This is a genomic window from Bradyrhizobium sp. CCBAU 45394, from assembly GCF_028128655.1.
In the GTDB taxonomy this organism is placed as follows: Bacteria; Pseudomonadota; Alphaproteobacteria; order Rhizobiales; family Xanthobacteraceae; genus Bradyrhizobium; species Bradyrhizobium diazoefficiens.
In genome coordinates, this window is the sequence record NZ_LBIX01000176.1 from 196,354 (window position 1) to 216,099 (window position 19,746).

Below are 19,746 nucleotides of genomic sequence, written 5' to 3' on the forward strand. Positions count from 1 at the left end.
CATGGTCGCACCCCTGAAAGTGGGCATAGCGGGGCTCGGCACCGTGGGTGCCGAAGTTGTCCGTTTGATTGAAACGCAGGGACGCGTGCTCGCGGGCCGCAGCGGCCGCGGCATCCGCGTCGTCGCCGTCACCGCGCGCTCGAAGGCCAAGAAGCGCGCTGTCGACCTGCGCGGCGTCGAATGGGTGAAGGATCCGATGGCGCTCGCCACCCATCCGGAGGTCGATTGCTTCGTCGAGCTGATGGGCGGCGCCGGCGATCCCGCGCTCTCCGCGGTCGAGGCTGCGCTCAATGCCGGCAAGTCCGTCGTCACCGCCAACAAGGCGCTGCTGGCCAAGCATGGCCTCAAGCTCGCCAAGGCCGCCGAAAAGCACGGCGGCGCGCTGAATTTCGAGGCAGCGGTCGGCGCCGCGATTCCCGTCATCAAGACGCTGCGCGAGGGCTTGGCGGGAACCGGCATCAACCGCGTCTACGGCATCCTCAACGGCACCTGCAATTACATCCTGACGCGGATGGAGCAGGAGGGCCTGTCGTTTGCCGAATGCCTCAAGGACGCGCAGCGGCTGGGCTATGCCGAGGCCAATCCGTCCTTCGACGTTGACGGCCACGACACCGCGCAAAAACTCGCCATTCTCGCCAGCCTCGCTTTCGGCACGAAAGTTGCTCAAAGCGCGGTGTATGTCGAAGGTATCTCCTCCATCGCGCCGGAAGATCTGCGCGCGGCCGCCGATCTCGGCTACCGCGTCAAGCTGCTCGGCGTTGCCGTTCGCACCGCCAAGGGCATCGAGCAGCGCGTGCACCCGACCATGGTTCCAAAATCCTCCTCGATTGCGCAGGTGATGGGTGTCACCAATGCGGTCACGATCGATGGCGAGGGCATTCCGCCGATCACGCTGGTCGGCCCCGGTGCAGGCGGTGCCGCGACCGCATCCGCCGTTGTCGCCGACATCGCCGACGTCGCGCGCGGCATCCGCGCCAATCCGTTCGGCCGGCCGATCTCGCATTTGCGCGACACCAAAAAGGCGCCGATGGAGCGCCACGAGGGCGGCTACTACATCCGCCTTTTGGCGCGCGATTTCCCGGGCACTGCGGCGGCAATCGCGACCCGGCTGGCAGAACAGAAGATTTCGATCGAGTCGATCGTGCAGCGTCATCCCAATGGCGGCGCTCCGGCGGCAAACGGCAAGGCGGTCCCCGTGCCCGTCATCCTGATCACCTATGCGACGCACGAGGACGCGGTGCGCCGCGCGCTCGCCGCCGTGCAGCGCGACAAGGTGATCAGCGGACGGCCGCAGGTGATCCGGATCGAGAAGAACTAGAGCATGCTCCAGACCCGGTGAGCCGCGCCCGCGCAAAAGTGTGAAGCGGTCTTCCGGAAAGAGCAGGCTCAAGCAATGACACGGTTCGAACGAACTGTGGGTGTTACGAGTTGATGCGGGCGGAGATTTCCGTCCAGAACCGTTTCGAAGGAGTTAGCCGATGTCGACCCATATTTCAGTCCCGCCGCACGCGTTGCTCGAGCGCATCCTCACGCTGGAGATCGTGCGGGTGACCGAGCGGGCGGCGGTGTCTTCGGCGCGGCTGCGCGGCCACGGCAACGAGAAGGCGGCCGACCAGGCCGCCGTGGACGCGATGCGGCGCGAGCTCAACAAGCTGCCGATCGAGGGCACCATCGTGATCGGCGAGGGCGAGCGCGACGAGGCGCCGATGCTGTTCATCGGCGAGAAGGTTGGCATGAATGCCGGCCCGCAGGTGGACATCGCGGTCGACCCGCTCGAAGGCACCACGCTGTGCGCCAAGAACATGCCGGGCTCGATCGCCACCATGGCGATGGCCGACGGCGGCACGCTGCTGCACGCTCCCGACGTCTACATGCAGAAGCTTGCGATCGGACCGGGCTACGACAAGGGCATCGTCGATCTCGATGCGAGCCCGGCTGACAACGTCCGCCGCCTCGCCAAGGCCAAGGGTGTCCAACCGGACGGCATCACCGTTCTCGTGCTCGACCGCCCGCGCCATGCCAGCATCATCGAGAGCGTGCGCTCGACCGGCGCGGCGGTGCGCCTCATCACCGACGGCGACGTCGCCGGCGTGATCCATTGCGCCGATCCCGACAACACCGGCGTCGACATGTATCTCGGCACCGGCGGTGCGCCGGAAGGCGTGCTCGCGGCCGTGGCGCTGCGCTGCATCGGCGGCCAGATGCAGTGCCGCCTCATCCTCGATTCCGACGAGAAGCGCGAGCGCGCCGCCAAGATGGGCGTCAACGATCCCAAGATGATCTACGGCATCGAGGACATGGCGCGCGGCGACTGCCTGTTCGCCGCCACCGGCGTCACCACGGGCTCGCTGCTGTCGGGCGTCAAGTTCCGCAAGGACGGCGTGATCGAGACCGAGACGGTGGTGATGCGCTCCGTCACCGGCACCGTGCGCTACATCAAGGCCGAGCACCGCGAGCTGGCGAAGTTCCACCTGGACTGACGTTGGCCGTCATTCCGGGGCGAACGGGACCGCGCGAAGCGCGGCCCGGAGAACCCGGAATCTCGCGCCGACAACCTCTGGATTCCGGGTTCGCGCTCCGCGCGCCCCGGAATGACAAAGACAAAAGCAAAAAGAGGAAGCGCCCATGTCCGATCTCTCCGCCGTCAAAGCCCTGGTCTTCGACGTGTTCGGCACCGTCGTCGACTGGCGCACCAGCCTGATCACCGACTTCATGTGGTGGAGCAGGCAGCGCGGCATCAGCGCCGACTGGACCGCCCTGGTGGACGGCTGGCGCGGCATGTACATGGCCTCGATGGACGACGTGCGCAAACATCCCGAGCGCGGCTATGTCATGCTCGACGATCTACACCGCCGCTCGCTGGAAAAGCTGGTCGCGCAATTCTCGATCAAGGGCCTCACCGAAGCCGATCTCGATTACCTCACCAAGGGCTGGCATCGCCTGCATCCCTGGCCCGACAGCGTCGCCGGCCTGACGCGGCTGAAGTCGAAATTCGTCATCTCGCCGCTGTCGAACGGCAACGTCGCGCTGCTCACCAACATGGCGAAGTTCGCCGGCCTGCCGTGGGACCTCGTCATGTCGGCCGAGCTGTTCGAGCACTACAAGCCCGATCCCGAGACCTATCTCGGCGCCGCGCGCCTGCTCGGCCTCAAGCCGGGCGAGGTGATGATGGTCGCCGCCCACAACGGCGATCTCGCCGCCGCGCAGAACAACGGCCTGAAGACCGCGTTCGTGGCGCGGCCGACGGAGTACGGGCCGTTGCAGAAGGTCGACTTCGAAGCCACCGGCAACTGGGACATCGTCGCCAAGGATTTCGGCGGGATCGCCGACAGGCTCGGCTGCTGACATCTTGCGCCGAAGCGCCTTGGCCCGCGCACTACTTCGCGATCGGCGTTGTCAACTCGGTATCGGCGGTGTCCACCACGAAGACGGCCAGCAGCTTCGCCGGCTCGGTGTCGCTGGCGTTGGTGCTGACGGCATGGCGATCGCCGGGCTTCTCGGAGAAGTTCTCTCCCTTGTGAAAGACCTTGGCGGGCTCGTCATTGACCTGGCTGCGTATCGCCCCTTCCAGCACCGTGGCATAGATGAACGCGGAGCGTGCGTGGGTGTGGGCCGGTGAGGAGCCTCCGGGACCATACTCGACCAGCACGCCCTTCATGCTCTTGCCGGGAGCATTCGGCAGGACCTGGTCAAACACGACAGTCACCTTGGCCGACTTCGCAGCCGGCTGCGTCTCGGCTGCCTGGGCCGCCAGGACGAATGCGGCGTAAGCCGCCGTTGCGATCAGCAATCTGCGCATGGGATTTCCTTCATTGCCGTGGTTGCAGCGACCTTGGGATCGCGGATCCTCAAGCCGTCGCGAGCCATTTTGCGAGCGGCGTCTTCCCGAGCCGCGCCTCGCCGAGCGGGACCAGCGAGGTGTCCTCGATGGGGGCGCCGTAATATCCTGCCTTGGCGTCTCCCACCACCGGGCGGCTGTCGCCCGATGCTTTCAGGCGGCGCGCGACGAACTCGTTGAAGGGAGCTTTTTCCGGTCCCGCGATATCGATCGTGCCGTTGAGCGGCCGTCCCGTCGCGACCTCCGCGAGGGAAGCAACCACGTCGTCGGATGCGATCGGCTGAAACGACGCCGATGGCACGACGATCTTGCCGTCAATCGCTCCCGCTTCGCCGATGGCCCCGAGGAATTCAAAAAACTGCGTGGCGCGAACGATCGAGTAGGGGACCGGAGATGCCTTGACGATGGTCTCCTGCGCGAGCTTGGCACGAAAATAGGCGATGTCGGGCGAGCGATCGGTTCCCACGATCGACAGCGCGACATGATGCTTGACGGCTGCTGCGGCCTCGGTCGCGGCGAGGTTCTGGCTCGAACGCTGGAAGAATTCCAGCACGGCGGCGGGCTCCCAGGACGGCGCGTTGGCGACGTCGACCACGACATCCGCGCCTGCCAGCGCGGCAGCGAGGCCTTCCCCGGTCACGGCGTTCACGCCTGTTTTTGGAGAGGCCGCTATGACCTCGTGGCCTTGCTGCTTGAGTTTCGACACGAGCTTGGATCCAATCAATCCGCTGCCGCCGATCACGACGATCTTCATGGCATGTCTCCTGAGCATTTTGCGAGCGTGAGCGGCGTCAGGCCAAAGGGGCGTCACGAGCTCTCGTCGACGAAAGTGATGCGAGGGGACTCTTATCCGAGCAGTGAGGCGAGCTCTTGCCTGGAACGGGCCTGCCTTGCCGAAAAATGCTCCAGAAGTGTCGTTGCGACGCGACAGGAACCGGTCAGGGATCATTCACCTCTGTCGGTCAGATCAAGCGAACGGCCCGGGCCACACATGCGCGACCCGGGCTTGGTATCACCGGCTACAACGTCATCTGCATCGGTTCGGGATAGTAGTGGAACCCGTCACCCGCCTTGGCGACGTGGCCGTAGCCGGGCCAGGCGAAGTGATAGGACATCACGGGCGTCTTGTTGGCCGCGAGCATGGTGAGCAGCTTGACGCGCGACTCGGCTGCCTGCTTCGGGTCGGTGTCGTAGGAGAATTCCATCCGCGGCCGCTCCAGCAGCAGCACGGAATGGTGCGAGAGGTCGCCGAGGAAGGCGAAGGACTTGCCGGCCGAGGAGACCATGAAGATGGTGTGGCCGACGGTGTGGCCGGGCGCGGAGATGGCCTGCACGCCGGGCAGGAATTCCTGGCCGTCCCTGAAGAACACGATGCGGTCGCGGACCGGCAGCAGGTTCTTGCGGGCGTGCACGACGAAGTCCTTTGCCGGGCTCCCCATCTTGCCTTCATCGGTCCAGAAGTCGAAATCGGTCTGGGAGATGTAGATCTGCGCGTTCGGAAACAGCGGCTTGTTGTTGGCATCCACGATGCCGCCGATGTGATCGATATGCGCGTGCGAGCAGACCACGGCATCGATGTCCTCCGGCTTGATACCGGCCTCCATCATGCTCTTCTGCTGCCGGCCGGTGGTGGGGCCGAACATCTTGGAGCTGCCCATGCCGGTGTCGAACAGGATGAGCTTGTCGCCGGTGTTCACGATCGGCGAGTTCTGCTCGAGCACGACATTGTCCGGCGACAGGAAATTGTCGGCGAGCATCTTCTTCACCTCTTCCTTGGAAACGCCGGTGAAGGTGCCGGAGGGATCGCCGAGCGGCAGCGGTCCGTCGGAGACGACGGTCACTTCGGCGTCGCCGAGAATGAAGCGGTGCCAATAGGGAGTCTGGGTGCCGAGCTTGGGAGCGCGTGCCATCGCACTGCTGCCGAGCATTGCGCTGGCGCCAAGGCCGGCGCCGAGTGCGAGCAGGGATCGACGTGAGACATCGAGTGTCATTCGTTTCCTCCATTCTTCTTTTGAGCTGCGCGATTGTCTCGCGCGTTGTGTTCGGCCTGAGGCCAGCGGTGGAATGCTGCGCCGGTTCAGACAAGCTAGCAAGTGGAATTGATTTGCGGGTCAGCGCGGCTTGTCAAAGTGCGCGATGCAATTCCGGCGCGCGACAAAAGACACCGGTTGCCGACGTTGCTTTCGTCAGCACGATCCAGCCACGCGGTGCCGCAATGCAATCAATGATTGTGTCGCGATTGTGTCTCCTGACCGCCCGACGCGGCAGGACTGCAAGAATCTTTTCGCGTCACGACGGCACGCGTCCGCATAGGCCGTGTTCGCCATCGGGCTTCACTCGGCTACTCCCCGGCCTAGCCATGGGCAACGCCGAAAGCGCAGGGAATAGGCCGGGCGTGATCTCACGCGATCCGCAGCGCGAGGTCGCTTGCTTCCGTTTCGGCAAAGCCGGCCTGCAGGACCTCTTCGCGCTTGTGGCGGAGATGCGCACGCAGGATGTGGGAGAGGCCGGCGCCGTCGCGCCGCTGCAGCGCGTTCAGGATCGCCTCGTGCTCCTTCACGGCGAACGCCCAGCGCTGCGGCGTCATCGGCGTGACGTAGCGCGCGCGGCGGATGCGCGCCGTCACGGAGGCGTAGAGCCCGGTCAGTGCGGGATTTCCGGCTGCGGCGACGATGGCTTCGTGGATGGCGCGGTTGCCGCGGTAGTACTGGATCAGGTCGCCCTCGCGATAATGCCGAACCATGTCCGTGTGCGCAGCGGCGATCTCGTCGATCTCGGCGTCGCTGATCCGCTCGCAGGCGAGCTCGCCGGCAAGCGCTTCGAGCCCCTGGCAGACTTCGAACAGGTCGCGCATGTCCTTGTCGGTCAGCTTCGCCGCGCGCGAGCCGCGATGAGGCAGGAGCTGCACGAGACCTTCGGCGGCGAGCACCTTGAGCGCTTCCCGCAGCGGCGTGCGCGAGATCTGGAGCCGGTCGCACAGCTCGCGCTCGGGAATCCGCGCGCCCGGCGGGATTTCGCCGTCGAGCAGGATGGCGCGGATGCGGCCGACGACCTCCTCATGAAGCATGGCAGGCGGCTCCAATTTGAATGCAAAAACGCAGTAATCGGTCGAAATATGCAAGTTCCAGCTTGCTAATCGCAGATTCTGCATTCAAAAATGTAAAAAACAAGAGGGCATGAGGAAATGGACCACGCTGCGGAGGCGGACGACCTCGTTTTTGAACGTCAGGACGGCATCGGGCGGATCACCTTCAACCGTCCGCAGGCGCGCAATGCCTTCACCTTCGCCATGTACGAACGGCTCGCGGCGATCTGCGAAGAGGCCGACCGCGATCATTCCCTCAAGGTGCTGGTGCTGCGCGGGGCCGGCGACAAGGCCTTCGCCTCCGGCACCGACATCAACCAGTTCCGCGAGTTCAAGACGCCGCAGGACGCGATCGACTACGAGAACCGCATCGACCGCGTGCTCACCACGCTCGAGCAGTGCCGGGTCCCGACCATCGCCGCGATTAACGGGTTCTGCACCGGCGGCGGGGCGGGCATCGCCGCGGCCTGCGACCTGCGCATCGGCACGAACAGCGCCAAAATCGGATTTCCGATCGCCCGGACGCTCGGCAACTGCCTGTCGATGTCCAATGTCAGCCGTCTCACCGCGCTCATCGGCGCTGCGCGCGTCAAGGATCTGATCTTCACCGCGCGCCTCATTGACGCCGCTGAAGCCGCCAGCGTCGGGCTGCTCGGCGAGGTCGTCGAGGATATCGCGGCCCTGGACAGGCGTGCCGACGAGGTCGCTCGCCTGCTGGCCAGCCACGCGCCGCTGACGCTGACCGCGACCAAGCAGGCGGTGGCGCGCCTGCAAAGGCGGCTGACCCGGGACGAGGGGGAAGACCTCATCCTGATGTGCTACACGAGCCAGGATTTTCGCGAAGGGCTCGATGCTTTCCTCAACAAGCGCGCGCCGCAATGGCGCGGCCAATAGGACGGGCCGATGCAAAGCGATCGATCGCAATCCACCTCTCGCCGTTCGGGACCGCTTGCCGGCCTCAAGGTCATCGATCTCACCCATGTCATGGCGGGGCCGACCTGCACCTTGATGCTCGCCGACATGGGCGCGGACGTCATCAAGATCGAGAAATGGCCGAACGGCGACGACACCCGCCATTCGGTGCCGCCCAAGATCGGCGATGAGGCGGCCTCCTTCCTGATGATGAACCGCAACAAGCGCGGCATCGTGCTGGACCTCAAGACCGATGGCGGCAAGAAGGTGCTGCGGCGGCTGATCGCGGACGCCGACGTGCTGGTCGAGAATTTCGCGCCGGGCGCCATGGAGCGCCTCGGCTTCGGCTATGAAGACCTGCACAAGCAGTATCCATCGCTGATCTACTGCTCGCTGTCCGGCTTCGGCCGCACCGGCCCCTACAAGCACCGCCGCGGTTTTGACCTCGTCGCGCAGGCGATGAGCGGCATCATGAGCTTTACCGGCGAACGCCCGGATGGTCCGCCCGTCAAATGCGGCCCGCCGCTGTCCGACATCACCGCCGGCCTGCTCGCGAGCATGGGTATCCTTGCCGCCTATACGCATCGGCTCAAGACTGGCGAAGGGCAGTGGGTCGAGACCTCGCTTTACGAGGCGGCCCTGGTGCAGACCTACTGGCAGTCCACGATCGCGCTGGCCGCGGGCACCGCGCCGCGCGCGATGGGCTCGGCGCATCCGCTCAACGCGCCGTACCAGGCCTTCGAGGCCTCGGACGGCTGGCTGGTGGTCGGCGGCGCCAACAAGAAGCATTGGCTGTTGATGCTGGAGGCGCTCGGTGCCAGCGAGCTCGCCTCCGATCCGCGCTTCGTCACGGGGGCCGACCGCATGGCGCATCTGAAGGAGCTCGAGGCCGTCCTGAGCGAGCGCTTCCGCACCCGGTCGCGGGTGCATTGGCTTGCGGCACTCGATGAGAAGGGCGTGCCGTGCGGCCCCGTGCACGACATGCTGGAGGCGCTCAGCGATCCGCAGACGCTGGCGCGCGAGATGGTCGTCGAGGTCGAGCATTCCACGCTCGGTCCCGTGAAGACGATCGGGCTTCCGGTCAAGTTTTCGGAGACCCCAGGCAAAGTGCTCTCGGGCGCCCCGGTCTACGGTGAGCATACCCGCGAGGTGCTGGCCGAACATGGGTTCGACCAGAAGCAGATCGAAGCGCTCGAGCAAGAAGGCGCAATCGTTTCAGCCGCAGACAGACGCGAGGAACGCGTCGCCTGACCGGTTCGATACAACAAATAAAACAGAACATAAGAACTGGAGGAAATCATGGGTCGGACGTCAACACTTCTGCTTTCCGCAGCCGCGACCGTGCTCGCCGGCACGGTCCCGGCGTTTGCGGCCTGGCAACCGCAAAAGCCGATCGAGTTCGTGGCCACCGCCGGACCGGGCGGCGGCACCGACAATCTCGCCCGTGCGGTGCAGAACATCGTCACCAAGTACAAGCTGACGGAGCAGCCCATCGTCGTCGTCAACAAGGGCGGCGGCAGCGGCGCCGAAGGTTATGTCTACGGCAAGGCGTCCGCAGGCGATCCCTACAAGGTGATCTTCGGAACGTCGAACGCCTGGCAGCAGCCGCTCGTCTCCAAGGTCGCCTTCAACTACACCGATCTCACCCCGATCGCGGCGATGGCGCAGGACGAGTTCCTGCTGTGGGTCAAGCAGGATGCGCCCTACAAGACGGCGGGGGACTATCTGAAGGCGGCCGCATCGGGCGAATTCAAGATGGGCGGCGCGCAGTCGAAGGACACCGACGAGGTGCTGACCCGCATGATCGAGAAGGCCGGCAAGGTCAAGCTGACCTACATCCCCTTCAAGAGCGGCGCCGAGACCGCCGTGCAGCTCGCCGGCGGACACCTCGACTCCCACGTCAACAATCCCAGCGAGAGCCTCGGGCAATGGCGTGGCGGCACGCAGCGACCGCTTTGCGTTTTCAGCCCGAAACGGCTGCCGCAGGGTCCCAAGGTCACCGCGACTGAAGGCTGGAGCGACGTTCCGACCTGCGCCGAGCAGGGGCTCGACATCAAGCAATATGAGCAGCCGCGGACGGTGTGGCTGCCCGGCAAGGTCACGCCGGATCAGGCCGCGTTCTATGTCGACCTCATGAAGAAGGTGCAGGCGACGCCGGAATGGAAGGACTACATCGAGAAGACCTCCCAGGTCGACACGTTCCTGACCGGCGCCGAGCTCGACAAGTTCATCAAGGAGGACCTTGAGCACGTCAAGCAGGTTGCGGGCGAGCAGGGCTGGCTGGTCAAGTGAGGCGACCATCGTGCCACAATCTCCACTGTCGTCCCGGCGAACGGCGGGACCCACACCGCGTGATCTATCGTGGAGCGTTGGTGGTGGTACCGACTTGGCTTCCAGGCCTCGTCAAACTTCTCCCTGGGGTTATGGGTCCTGGCTTTCGCCGGGACGACACTTGATGGCTTGGAAGACGCGTGCGTCATTCACTGGCCGTGGCACGCCGCTCGAACGGAGCTCTCGATGATCTCACGCCGCGCGCTTGAGCTTGCGACCGCTATCCTCACCGGCAGCTTTGGTGTGGCCGTCGTCGTCTCCAGCCTCGACAACGGCATCGGCTGGTCGAGCGCGGGCGTGGATGCCGGCACGTTCCCGTTCCTGACCGGAATCATCATCGTGCTCGGAAGCCTCTACAATCTGGTGAGAGGTCTTCTGCCGGCGACGACGCTCGCAAGCGTTCCCATCGCGATCACACCGCTCGAGCTGCGCCGGCTTGCCGGCCTGTTCGTGCCGGCCGCGATCTTCGTTGCCGCGATCCCGCTGGTCGGGATGTACATCGCCTCAAGCCTGTACGTCTTCGCCGTGCTGGCGATCCCGAGGCACCAATCCGTGCCACGCGCGCTGGCGATGGCGGCGGCAACGGCGCTCGCGCTCTACGTCGTGTTCGAGCGCATGTTCCAGGTCAGCCTGCCGCATGGCGCGCTCGCCGCCGCGTTCGGCATCTGACGGAGAGGCCGATGGACAATCTTGGGGAACTCCTGCACGGCTTCACCATCGCGATCACCGTGCCGCATCTGCTGCTGATGGCGGTCGGCGTGCTGCTCGGCATTCTCGTCGGCGTGCTGCCGGGGCTGGGCGCGCCGAACGGGGTGTCGCTGCTCTTGCCGCTGACCTTCGGCATGCAGCCGGTGTCGGCGATCATCCTGCTCTCCAGCATGTACTGGGGCGCGCTGTTCGGCGGCTCGGTGACCTCGATCCTGTTCAACATTCCCGGCGAGCCGTCCTCTGTCGCAACCACCTTCGACGGCTATCCGATGGCGCGCGACGGCCGGCCGACGACGGCACTCGCGACCGCCTTCGGGTCGGCTGCGTTCGGCGCGCTGGTCGGTGTCATCCTGATCACCTTCCTCGCATCCTGGGTGGCGCAGGTCGCGCTCGCCTTCGGGCCAGCGGAATATTTTGCGGTCTATTTCCTGGCCTTTGCAAGTTTCGTCGGCATGGGCGGGGCGGCCCCGATCAAGACCGTCGTGGCGCTCGCGATCGGCTTTGCGATCGCCGCCATCGGCATCGACACCGTCTCGGGCAGCGTCCGGCTGACCATGGGCATCGACGAGCTGGTCAAAGGGGTGAACTTCGTCGTCGCGGTGATGGGTCTGTTCGGCATCGGCGAACTGCTGGTTGCCGTCGAGGAGGAATTCCATGCCCGCGCCGTCTCCTCGAAGATCGATTGGCGCGAGGTGTTTCGCGCAGTCGGCCGCCTGCCGCGGCATAGCGTTGCGCTGCTGCGGAGCGCCGCGATCGGGTGCTGGATGGGGATCACGCCGGGCGGCCCGACCGCCGCATCCTTCATGAGCTACGGCATCGCCCGCCGCTTCTCGCGCCGCGGCCGATATTTCGGCACCGGCGAGGTCGAAGGCATCATCTCGCCGGAGACGGCCGATCATGCCGCGGGCACCAGCGCGCTGCTGCCGATGCTCTCGCTCGGCATTCCAGGCTCGGCGACCGCGGCCGTCATGATGGGCGGGCTCATGATCTGGGGCCTCAATCCAGGGCCGATGCTGTTCGTCGACCAGAAGGATTTTGTCTGGGGCCTGATCGCCTCGATGTATGTCGGCAACATCGTCGCGGTTGCGCTGGTGCTGCTGACCGTTCCGGTCTTCGCCGCCTTGATGCGAATCCCGTTCGTGGTCATCGCGCCCCTGATCGTGATCATCTGCGTCGTCGGCGCCTATTCGGTGTCGAACTCCTATCTCGACGTGGTGATGATGCTCGGCTTCGGAATCGTCGGCTATCTCTTCAAGAAGCTGTTCTATCCGCTGGCGCCGCTGGTGCTCGCGATCGTCATCGGCGACAAGGCCGAGGATGCGTTCCGGCAGTCGATGCTGATGTCGAAGGGATCGCTCGGGATCTTCTTTGCGAACAAGCTGGTGACGTGCCTGATCGTGGCCGGCATCGCGCTGCTGCTGCTTCCGCTCGCGTTGCAGCTCGCGCGTTTGCTGCGCAAGCCCACGCCATCCGACAGGAATGAGACGACAGCTCAGGAGAAGGTGATCATATGACCGCAAAGCCGCTCATTGCACTGGCGATGGGAGATCCCGCCGGCATCAGCCCGGAGCTGACGGCGAAGCTCGTGGTGGAGGGCGACATCCGCGCGAGCTGCCGGCTCGTGGTGATCGGCGACCGCCGCATCTTCGACGAGGGCGCGCACGTTGCGGGCGTCAAGCCGGACCTGACCATGGTGGAGCAGGGGGCCGACCTTCGATCGGCGCAGGGCGACGCGCTGTTTGTCGATCTTCGCCACCTCGATCCCAGGGACGTCGAGCCGAAGACCGCGACGCTTGCCGGCGGAAAATTCGCGCTGACCAATTACCGGCACGCGCTCGAACTCGGCCGCGACGGCCGCGTCGATGCGGTCTGCTTCACCCCCTTCAATAAGCAGGCGATGCGCCTTGCCCGCGCCGAGTATGACGACGAGATCGCGTTTTCCGCGGAGGTGGTCGGCCTCAAGACGCCGGCCAGCGAGTTCAACGTGCTGGACCGGCTCTGGAACGCGCGGGTCACGTCCCACATCCCGCTTAGGGATGTGGCTGCAAAGCTGTCCAGCGAACGCATCCACCGCGCGCTGAAACTGACCGATGCTTGCATGCGCAACGCCGGCTTCGCGCGCCCGCGCATCGCGGTTGCGGGTCTCAATCCTCACGCCGGCGACGGCGGCAATTTCGGCCGCGAGGAGATCGACATGATTGAGCCGGTGGTCGCGGCCGGCCAGCGCGAGGGCATCGCGGCGGAGGGGCCGTTCCCGGCCGACACCGTGTTCCTGCGCGCCAAGGGCGGCGCCTTCGATGCGGTGCTGACGATGTATCATGACCAGGGTCAGATCGCGATGAAGCTGATGGGCTTCGATCGCGGCGTGACCTTGCTCGGCGGCTTTCCATTCCCGATCTGCACGCCCGCGCACGGCACCGCCTACGACATCGCAGGCCAGGGCATCGCATCGATCGGCGCCAGCCGCGCCGCGCTGCTGCTCGCGGCGGAGATGGCCGGGCGCCGTGCTGGGTGATCGACCACGGGCACTAGCTCGTCGGCTGCGCCAGTCGCCCTCGGGAAAAACTAGAAACTTCCGTGGTCGCTCCGAGTTGCCAATTCGGTGAATGTCTCCATCCCGGAGCTGGCACATGGGCGATCGCGGGTCGCGAAGGACGATGATGAGCGCCCGGTCGGTCGATCGCGCCCGGGTATTCTGCATCGTTCTGATCCTTGTTCTGGCGGCAGCACCCGCGTTCGCGGCCGAGATCAGCCCGGCCGTCATCGAGTCCGCCGAGCCATCGAAGAAGACTCTCTCGAACGAAAAGCCGACTCCGGCGGGCGTGCGGTTGCAAGTGCTTCTGGACAGGGCGCATTTCTCGCCCGGCGAGATCGACGGCAGGTTCGGGGAGAATGCGAAGAAGGCGCTACGCGCCTATGCGGAAGCCCGGCAGTTGCCGGGCTCGGAGGCTCCGACGGAGGAGGTTTGGAAGGCGCTGCGGGCGGACGAGCGGCCGGTCACGCTGACCTACACAATCACCGAGCGGGACGTGGCGGGTCCTTTCCTGAACAAGCTGCCGTCGAAGATGGAGGACATGAAGGACATCCCGAAGCTCGGCTTCACCAGTCCGCGCGAAGCCCTGGCCGAGAAATTTCACATGAGCGAGCAGCTCCTGGCGGCGCTCAATCCCGGGCGTCGTTTTGATCGCGCCGGCGACACCATCGTCGTGGTGGACACTGCCAGTGCGGGGGAGGGTGCGCCTGCGAAGGCAGACAGGGTCGAGGTCGACAAGGTCAGGCAGACCGTCAAACTGTTCGACAAGTCGAATGCGCTGATCGGATTTTATCCGGCGACTGTGGGAAGCGAGGACAAGCCGTCGCCCTCAGGCACGCTCAAGGTCACCGAAGTCAGCAAGAATCCGCTCTATCGCTACAATCCCGCCTATCACTTCAAGGGCGTCCGTTCGCGCAAGCCCTTTACCATCAAGCCAGGTCCGAACAATCCGGTTGGAACGGTGTGGATCAACTTGTCCGCCGAAGGCTACGGCATTCACGGCACGCCTTCGCCGGACAAGATTTCCAAAGCGGAATCTCACGGCTGCGTGCGTCTCACCAATTGGGACGCCGAACGCGTCGCTGCGAGCGTCGCGAAAGGCACGCCGGTCGCCTTTGTGGAGGGCGCCAAGTGAGGGGCGCTCACACGGCGGTCGTCGGCCCAAGGCAACGAGCGCGTTTTCGGATTTCGGAATAGTCGCATAATGCCACTGTTTTGCCCGACGCGTCAAAACAGCTTGAGCTGCAGGAAAAACACCAATGAAAACAACGCCCGGCTACTGTGTATGGGGTTGTTTTGCGATTTTTTATCGAGCGGACGGATCCTGGCCTCAGGCTCCGCAGATGATCACGCCATACCAGCCGAGGCCGCGATAGGTCTCGTAGCCGGGTGTCGCATGGAACGCGATCATCGTGCCCGAGCGGTCGTGATAGAAGCCGGAGCGCTGGCCGTTCAGCGACAGCGAGATGCGCTCGCTCAAAATGCCATGGCCGTCGGAGGCCGCGATCACGCGGAAATTGGAGTCGACCAGCAGCACGCGCGCCTTGTCGCTGTCGCCGACGCGCACGCCCTGGACGATGGCGCGGGCCTGCGGCTCCCAGTCGAAATGGATGGCGAGCACGCCGATCGGCGAGCCGTTGGCCTGGCCGCCGGCGCGGACGCTGGCGCAATAGGTCGCGACCTGCGCGTTGCCGAGCAGCGGCTGGTTCTCGACGTCGCCGGCGACATAGTCGTCGCCGGAGCGCAAGGTCCGCGCCTCGCGAAACCATTTGGTGTGGGCGATGTTCTGGCCGACGACGCGAAAGCGGTCGGCGCGGCCATTGGCGATGACGTTGCCGTCGAGGTCGCAGAGCCAGAGGTCGAGATAGACGGTGTAGGCGCCGAGGATGACGCCGAGGCGCTGCGAGGTGTAGGTGACTGCCGCCGGAGCAGGCGAGGCCGCGCAATCGACCACGGCGGAGTCGGTGGCCCACCAGCGCACGTCGCAGGTGCGCTCATAGAGGTTGCGGTCGATCAGTTCGACCGCATTGAGCGACAGGTCGACCATGCGCTCGCCGCGCGAGCGCTGGCTCATGCGGTCGATCGAGGCGACGAGATCCCCGGTGCGTTTCGTCAATTGGGTTTCGAGCTCGCGCGCGATGGTCTCGACCTGTTGGCCGACGCCGCGCACCTCCTGCGCCACCACTGCGAAGCCCGCGCCTTGCGCGCCGGCGCGCGAGCTCTCGATCAGCGCGTTCAGCGCCAGCATCTTCATCTGGTTGGTGATCTGCTGGATCGCCTTGGTCTTGTCGACCGCGATCTGGTTGACCTCCGCGGTGAGGCGGTTGATCAGCGCGGAAATGTCGGAATCATCTTCAGCGGGTTCGGCGGCAATCGGCTTGGCTTTCAGACCCAGCGCAGCAGACATCGGGGAGTTCCCTTGGCAATGAGGCCTGATCTGCAATGAACCCGGAACAATCGCTTACAGATCGAATACGATTCTTTTTCGAGGATTCCGCCTAACGCCTGCTTAATTTGCTGTTCGGTGGAATGCCCAAATGATAGTCACTCCGGCCCGTCGGCTGGCCATCCACCGCTTTGTGCAGCCCGGCCGTTGCAAATCGCCGGGGTTTCCTGGCCAATCCCCTTAAGCCAGTGACCGGGCGCCTCGCGTGTTCGCCCGAACCTCGAGTTCCCAACAGATTGCCGCTCGTCATGACGCCGCCCGCCACCGCCTTGCCCGTCGAAGCGCCCCAGGCGTTCCTGGGGGTGACGCGCTCGCTCACCGACAAGCTCTGGCGCGACCGGCTGGACGCCCGCGGGGCGGCCCAGGCGCTCGCCATTGTGCAGCGGCACCAGTTGCCGGAACTGCTGGCGCGGGTTCTGGCGGGGCGCGGGGTCGATATCGACGCGGTGCCGGACTTCCTGGACCCGACCATCCGCAAGCTCATGCCGGACCCCTTCACGGTGACGGAGATGGAGGCCGCCGCAAAGCGCATCGCCGATGCCGCGGCGAAGGGCGAGAAGGTCGCGATCTTCGGCGACTACGATGTGGATGGCGCGACGTCGGCGGCGCTGCTGGCCTGGCACCTGCGCCATTGCGGGCTCGATCCGCTGATCCACATTCCCGACCGGATCTTCGAGGGCTACGGGCCCAATACCGAAGCCGTGCGCGGGCTGGCCGCGAAGGGCGCCACGCTGCTCGTCACCGTCGATTGCGGCACCACGAGCATCGAGCCGCTGGCTGAGGCCAAGCGCCTCGGCATGTCCGTGGTCGTGATCGATCACCACCAGGCCGGGACGGAGCTGCCGCTGGTCGACGCACTGGTCAATCCGAACCGGCTCGACGATCTCTCGGGCCTTGGCCATCTCGCCGCGGTCGGTCTCGTGCTGGTGACGCTGGTCGCGGTCAATCGCGAATTGCGCCAACGCGGCTTCTGGAATGCGGAGATGCCCGAGCCCGATCTGCTCGGCATGCTGCATCACGTCGCGCTCGGCACGGTCGCCGATGTCGCGCCATTGATCGGACTCAACCGCGCCTTCGTCGCCAAGGGGCTGATCGCGATGCGGCGGCGCGATCATGTCGGCCACACCGCGCTGATGGACGTGGCGCGGCTCAACGGCCCGCCGGAGGCCTGGCATCTCGGCTTCATGCTGGGGCCGCGGGTCAATGCCGGCGGCCGGATCGGCCGCGCCGATCTCGGCGTGCGGCTCTTGCTCGAAGGCGACAGCGTCGAAGCCGCGCGGATCGCGGCTGAACTCGATCGCCTCAACACCGAACGCCGTGTCATCGAGCAGGCCGCGGAAGCGCAAGCCGAGGCCGAGGCGCTGGCCTCGATCGGACTGGAGGACAAGCTCGGCGTCATCGTCACGGCGTCCGAAGGCTGGCACCCCGGCGTGGTTGGCCTCGTCGCTTCCCGTCTGAAGGAGAAGTTTTCGCGGCCCGCCTTTGCGATTGCACTCGAGCCCGGCGGCATCGGCACCGGCTCGGGCCGCTCGATCGCCGGCGTCGACATCGGCAAGGCGGTGCGGCAGGCGGTCTCCGACGGCATCCTGCTCAAAGGCGGCGGCCATGCGATGGCCGCGGGCGTGACGCTGCGCAAGGAGAAGCTCGCCGAATTCCGCGCCTATCTTGAAAATGCGCTGGCGCGCGACGTCGCGGAGGCGCGCCACGTCAACGAGCTCTATATCGACGGCGCCGTCTCTGCGCGCGCAGTGACGACGGAGCTTGCGGCGACGCTCAACCGCGCAGGGCCCTTTGGCAGCGGCAATCCGGAAGCCGTGCTGGCGCTGCCGGCGCATCAGCTCGTCTATGCCGATGAGGTCGGCCAGGCGCATCTGCGTTTGCGCTTCAAGTCCGGCGATGGCGCCATCGTCAACGGGATCGCCTTCCGTTCGGTCGGACAAAAACTCGGCAACGCGTTGGTCGCCAATCGCGGTCAGCAATTGCATGTCGCGGGATCGTTGTCGGTCGACCGCTATCAGGGCGCCGAGCGTGTGCAGTTCCGCGTCATCGACGTCGCGCTACCGGACCAGGGGCCATCCGTGATTAAGTAGCGGCCTCAAACAACAAGAAAAGGGAGTGAACATGGCAGGGCAGGTTGAGGGCAAGGTCGCGCTGGTGACGGGCGGCGCCTCCGGCATCGGCGAGGCGATCGTCGAGCTGTTCGCGCGCGAGGGCGCCACCGTCATCGCAACCGACGTCGACGAGTTGCGCGGCCCCGAGCTCGCCAAGCGCATCACAAAGGCCGGCGGCAAGGCGATCTTCCTGGAGCAGGACGTCAGCAGCGAGGAACGCTGGATCGAGATCGTCGCCGAGATCGCCAAGCGCTACGGCCAGCTCGACATCATGGTCTCCAATGCCGGCATCGGCATTGCCGTGCCCTCGATCGTCGACATGACGCTCGGTGACTGGCGCAAGCAGAACGCGATCAACCTCGACGGCGTGTTTCTCTCGGTCAAGCATTGCCTGCCTTTGATGCGCAAGACCGGCGGCGGCTCGATCGTCATGATGTCCTCGCTCGCGGGCCTGCGTGGTGCGCCCGGGCTGTCGGCCTATTCGCTGACCAAAGGCGGCGTGCGGCTGTTTGCGAAATCGATCGCGATGGAGTGCGCGGCCGTGGGTGATGGCATTCGCGTCAATTCCGTTCATCCCGGCATCATCGACACCCCGATCTGGGGCAAGATCCCGACGGGGGCGACCGGCAACCAGGGCAATGCGCCGATCGATCCGGAAGAACGGGCCCGGGTCGTCACGCCGCTTGCCCGTGCCGGGCAGGCCGCGGAGATTGCCTCCGGCGTGCTGTATCTGGCGTCAGATGCCTCGCGTTACGTTACCGGCAGCGAGCTCGTGATCGACGGCGGTATGAACGCCGGCGGCGTGCCGCGGCGGCAATAAGCCGCCGCGCGGGCTGCGAAGGGCAGGGTGGCGCCCGCGGGGGCTGACGCGCAGGCGTCGGCCCTGTACAAGGCGGGCAGCTCTCGACCGACAAAGGTGTCCTTCGCCATGGCGCACAGCCTTCACTCCTCGTCATCCACGCCGGCGCCATTCCGCTCGAACCGGCCGGACCTCGCCACCGACGCGATCCGCACCGCGCGCGAGGATCTCGCCGCCTGCTTCCGCATGGCCGCGCGCAACGGTTTTGAGGAGGGCATCTGCAACCACTTCTCGGCCGTGGTGCCGGGCCACGACGACCTGTTCCTCGTCAACCCCTACGGCTACGCCTTCCGCGAGCTGACCGCGTCAAAGCTCTTGATATGCGACTTCCACGGCAACGTGCTCGACGGCGAGGGCGTACCCGAGGCGACGGCGTTCTACATCCACGCCGAGATGCACAAGCGCCTGCCGCGCGCCAAGGTCGCGTTCCACACCCACATGCCCTACGCCACCGCGCTGTCGATGACCGAGGGCGATCCCCTGATCTGGGCCGGCCAGACCGCGCTGAAATTCTACGGCCGCACCGCGGTCGACCGCGACTACAACGGCCTTGCGCTCGACAACCGCGAAGGCGCGCGGATCGCATCCGCCGTCGGCGATGCCGACATCGTCTTCATGAAGCATCACGGCGTGATGGTGCTGGCGCCGACCATCGCGGAAGCCTGGGACGATCTCTACTACCTCGAGCGCGCCGCCGAGGTGCAGGTGCTGGCGATGTCGACGGGGCGCAAGGTGTTGCCCGTCGATCCCGCGATTGCGGCCGAGACCTACAAGCAGATGCGCGAGGGCGATTCCGAATCCGCGCGGTTACACCTGGCTGCGATCCGTAGACAGCTTGATGCCGAGGAGCCGCAGTACAGGCACTGAGGCAGGGGGCGCGTCACCCACAGTGTCATTCCGGGGCGCGCCACTTGGCGCGAGCC

Annotated in this window: 18 protein-coding genes; 13 read left to right on the top strand and 5 right to left on the bottom strand. The window is 65.6% G+C overall.

The features are described 5' to 3' along the window. The first annotated feature begins 1 nt into the window (after position 1). From WN73_RS38305 to WN73_RS38315, 3 genes are all read left to right on the top strand, one after another. Entirely contained in the window at positions 2 to 1,318 is a 1,317-nt protein-coding gene (locus WN73_RS38305; RefSeq protein ID WP_271557385.1) for a homoserine dehydrogenase, read from the top strand. Between the two features lie 160 nt (positions 1,319 to 1,478). After that, positions 1,479 to 2,480 (top strand): class II fructose-bisphosphatase, encoded by a 1,002-nt coding sequence (glpX, locus tag WN73_RS38310; protein WP_027542637.1) that lies wholly within the window; start codon positions 1,479 to 1,481, stop codon positions 2,478 to 2,480. A 145-nt stretch (positions 2,481 to 2,625) separates the two neighbouring features. Next, complete coding sequence (locus WN73_RS38315) at positions 2,626 to 3,345, top strand: haloacid dehalogenase type II (protein WP_028171285.1); 720 nt, start codon at positions 2,626 to 2,628, stop codon at positions 3,343 to 3,345. A 31-nt stretch (positions 3,346 to 3,376) separates the two neighbouring features. Here WN73_RS38315 and WN73_RS38320 read toward each other — a convergent pair whose 3' ends face one another. The 4 genes from WN73_RS38320 to WN73_RS38335 all read right to left on the bottom strand — a co-directional run bounded on the left by WN73_RS38320 (position 3,377) and on the right by WN73_RS38335 (position 6,905). Further along, the gene (locus WN73_RS38320) at positions 3,377 to 3,799 is read right to left on the bottom strand and encodes a cupin domain-containing protein (RefSeq protein ID WP_011087137.1); all 423 of its coding nucleotides are present in this window, start codon (positions 3,797 to 3,799) and stop codon (positions 3,377 to 3,379) included. A gap of 49 nt (positions 3,800 to 3,848) precedes the next feature. Beyond that, on the bottom strand, positions 3,849 to 4,592 hold the full coding sequence (locus tag WN73_RS38325; RefSeq protein ID WP_271557388.1) for an SDR family oxidoreductase: 744 nt from the start codon (positions 4,590 to 4,592) through the stop codon (positions 3,849 to 3,851). Positions 4,593 to 4,857: 265 nt separating this feature from the next. Continuing rightward, positions 4,858 to 5,829, bottom strand: coding sequence for an MBL fold metallo-hydrolase (locus WN73_RS38330; RefSeq protein ID WP_011087139.1), 972 nt, complete (start codon positions 5,827 to 5,829; stop codon positions 4,858 to 4,860). A 410-nt stretch (positions 5,830 to 6,239) separates the two neighbouring features. After that, a complete protein-coding gene (locus tag WN73_RS38335; RefSeq protein WP_161535028.1) occupies positions 6,240 to 6,905 on the bottom strand; it encodes a GntR family transcriptional regulator in 666 nt (221 codons plus the stop codon). Between the two features lie 117 nt (positions 6,906 to 7,022). On the opposite strand from WN73_RS38335, the gene WN73_RS38340 reads away from it, so the two are divergent. The 7 genes from WN73_RS38340 to WN73_RS38370 all read left to right on the top strand — a co-directional run bounded on the left by WN73_RS38340 (position 7,023) and on the right by WN73_RS38370 (position 14,542). Continuing rightward, positions 7,023 to 7,817, top strand: coding sequence for an enoyl-CoA hydratase/isomerase family protein (locus WN73_RS38340; RefSeq protein ID WP_060911862.1), 795 nt, complete (start codon positions 7,023 to 7,025; stop codon positions 7,815 to 7,817). Positions 7,818 to 7,826: 9 nt separating this feature from the next. After that, positions 7,827 to 9,086, top strand: coding sequence for a CaiB/BaiF CoA transferase family protein (locus WN73_RS38345; protein WP_271557393.1), 1,260 nt, complete (start codon positions 7,827 to 7,829; stop codon positions 9,084 to 9,086). A gap of 48 nt (positions 9,087 to 9,134) precedes the next feature. Beyond that, a complete protein-coding gene (locus WN73_RS38350; RefSeq protein WP_271557394.1) occupies positions 9,135 to 10,127 on the top strand; it encodes a Bug family tripartite tricarboxylate transporter substrate binding protein in 993 nt (330 codons plus the stop codon). Between the two features lie 225 nt (positions 10,128 to 10,352). Continuing rightward, complete coding sequence (locus WN73_RS38355; protein WP_028171291.1) at positions 10,353 to 10,835, top strand: tripartite tricarboxylate transporter TctB family protein; 483 nt, start codon at positions 10,353 to 10,355, stop codon at positions 10,833 to 10,835. 11 nt (positions 10,836 to 10,846) lie between these two features. Continuing rightward, complete coding sequence (locus WN73_RS38360) at positions 10,847 to 12,388, top strand: tripartite tricarboxylate transporter permease (protein ID WP_271557398.1); 1,542 nt, start codon at positions 10,847 to 10,849, stop codon at positions 12,386 to 12,388. Next, positions 12,385 to 13,389, top strand: coding sequence for a 4-hydroxythreonine-4-phosphate dehydrogenase PdxA (locus tag WN73_RS38365; protein WP_271557400.1), 1,005 nt, complete (start codon positions 12,385 to 12,387; stop codon positions 13,387 to 13,389). The genes WN73_RS38360 and WN73_RS38365 overlap by 4 nt, the downstream gene beginning before the upstream one ends. Positions 13,390 to 13,531: 142 nt before the next feature. Further along, entirely contained in the window at positions 13,532 to 14,542 is a 1,011-nt protein-coding gene (locus WN73_RS38370; protein ID WP_271557402.1) for a L,D-transpeptidase family protein, read from the top strand. Positions 14,543 to 14,737: 195 nt separating this feature from the next. Here WN73_RS38370 and WN73_RS38375 read toward each other — a convergent pair whose 3' ends face one another. Next, on the bottom strand, positions 14,738 to 15,814 hold the full coding sequence (locus WN73_RS38375; protein ID WP_271557404.1) for a methyl-accepting chemotaxis protein: 1,077 nt from the start codon (positions 15,812 to 15,814) through the stop codon (positions 14,738 to 14,740). A 287-nt stretch (positions 15,815 to 16,101) separates the two neighbouring features. Between WN73_RS38375 and recJ the strand changes: the two genes are divergently transcribed. From recJ to WN73_RS38390, 3 genes are all read left to right on the top strand, one after another. After that, positions 16,102 to 17,943 (top strand): single-stranded-DNA-specific exonuclease RecJ, encoded by a 1,842-nt coding sequence (recJ, locus tag WN73_RS38380; protein ID WP_271557406.1) that lies wholly within the window; start codon positions 16,102 to 16,104, stop codon positions 17,941 to 17,943. 31 nt (positions 17,944 to 17,974) lie between these two features. Continuing rightward, entirely contained in the window at positions 17,975 to 18,784 is an 810-nt protein-coding gene (locus WN73_RS38385) for an SDR family NAD(P)-dependent oxidoreductase (RefSeq protein WP_271557408.1), read from the top strand. 108 nt (positions 18,785 to 18,892) lie between these two features. Then, entirely contained in the window at positions 18,893 to 19,690 is a 798-nt protein-coding gene (locus WN73_RS38390) for an aldolase (protein WP_271557410.1), read from the top strand. Positions 19,691 to 19,746: the final 56 nt, after the last annotated feature.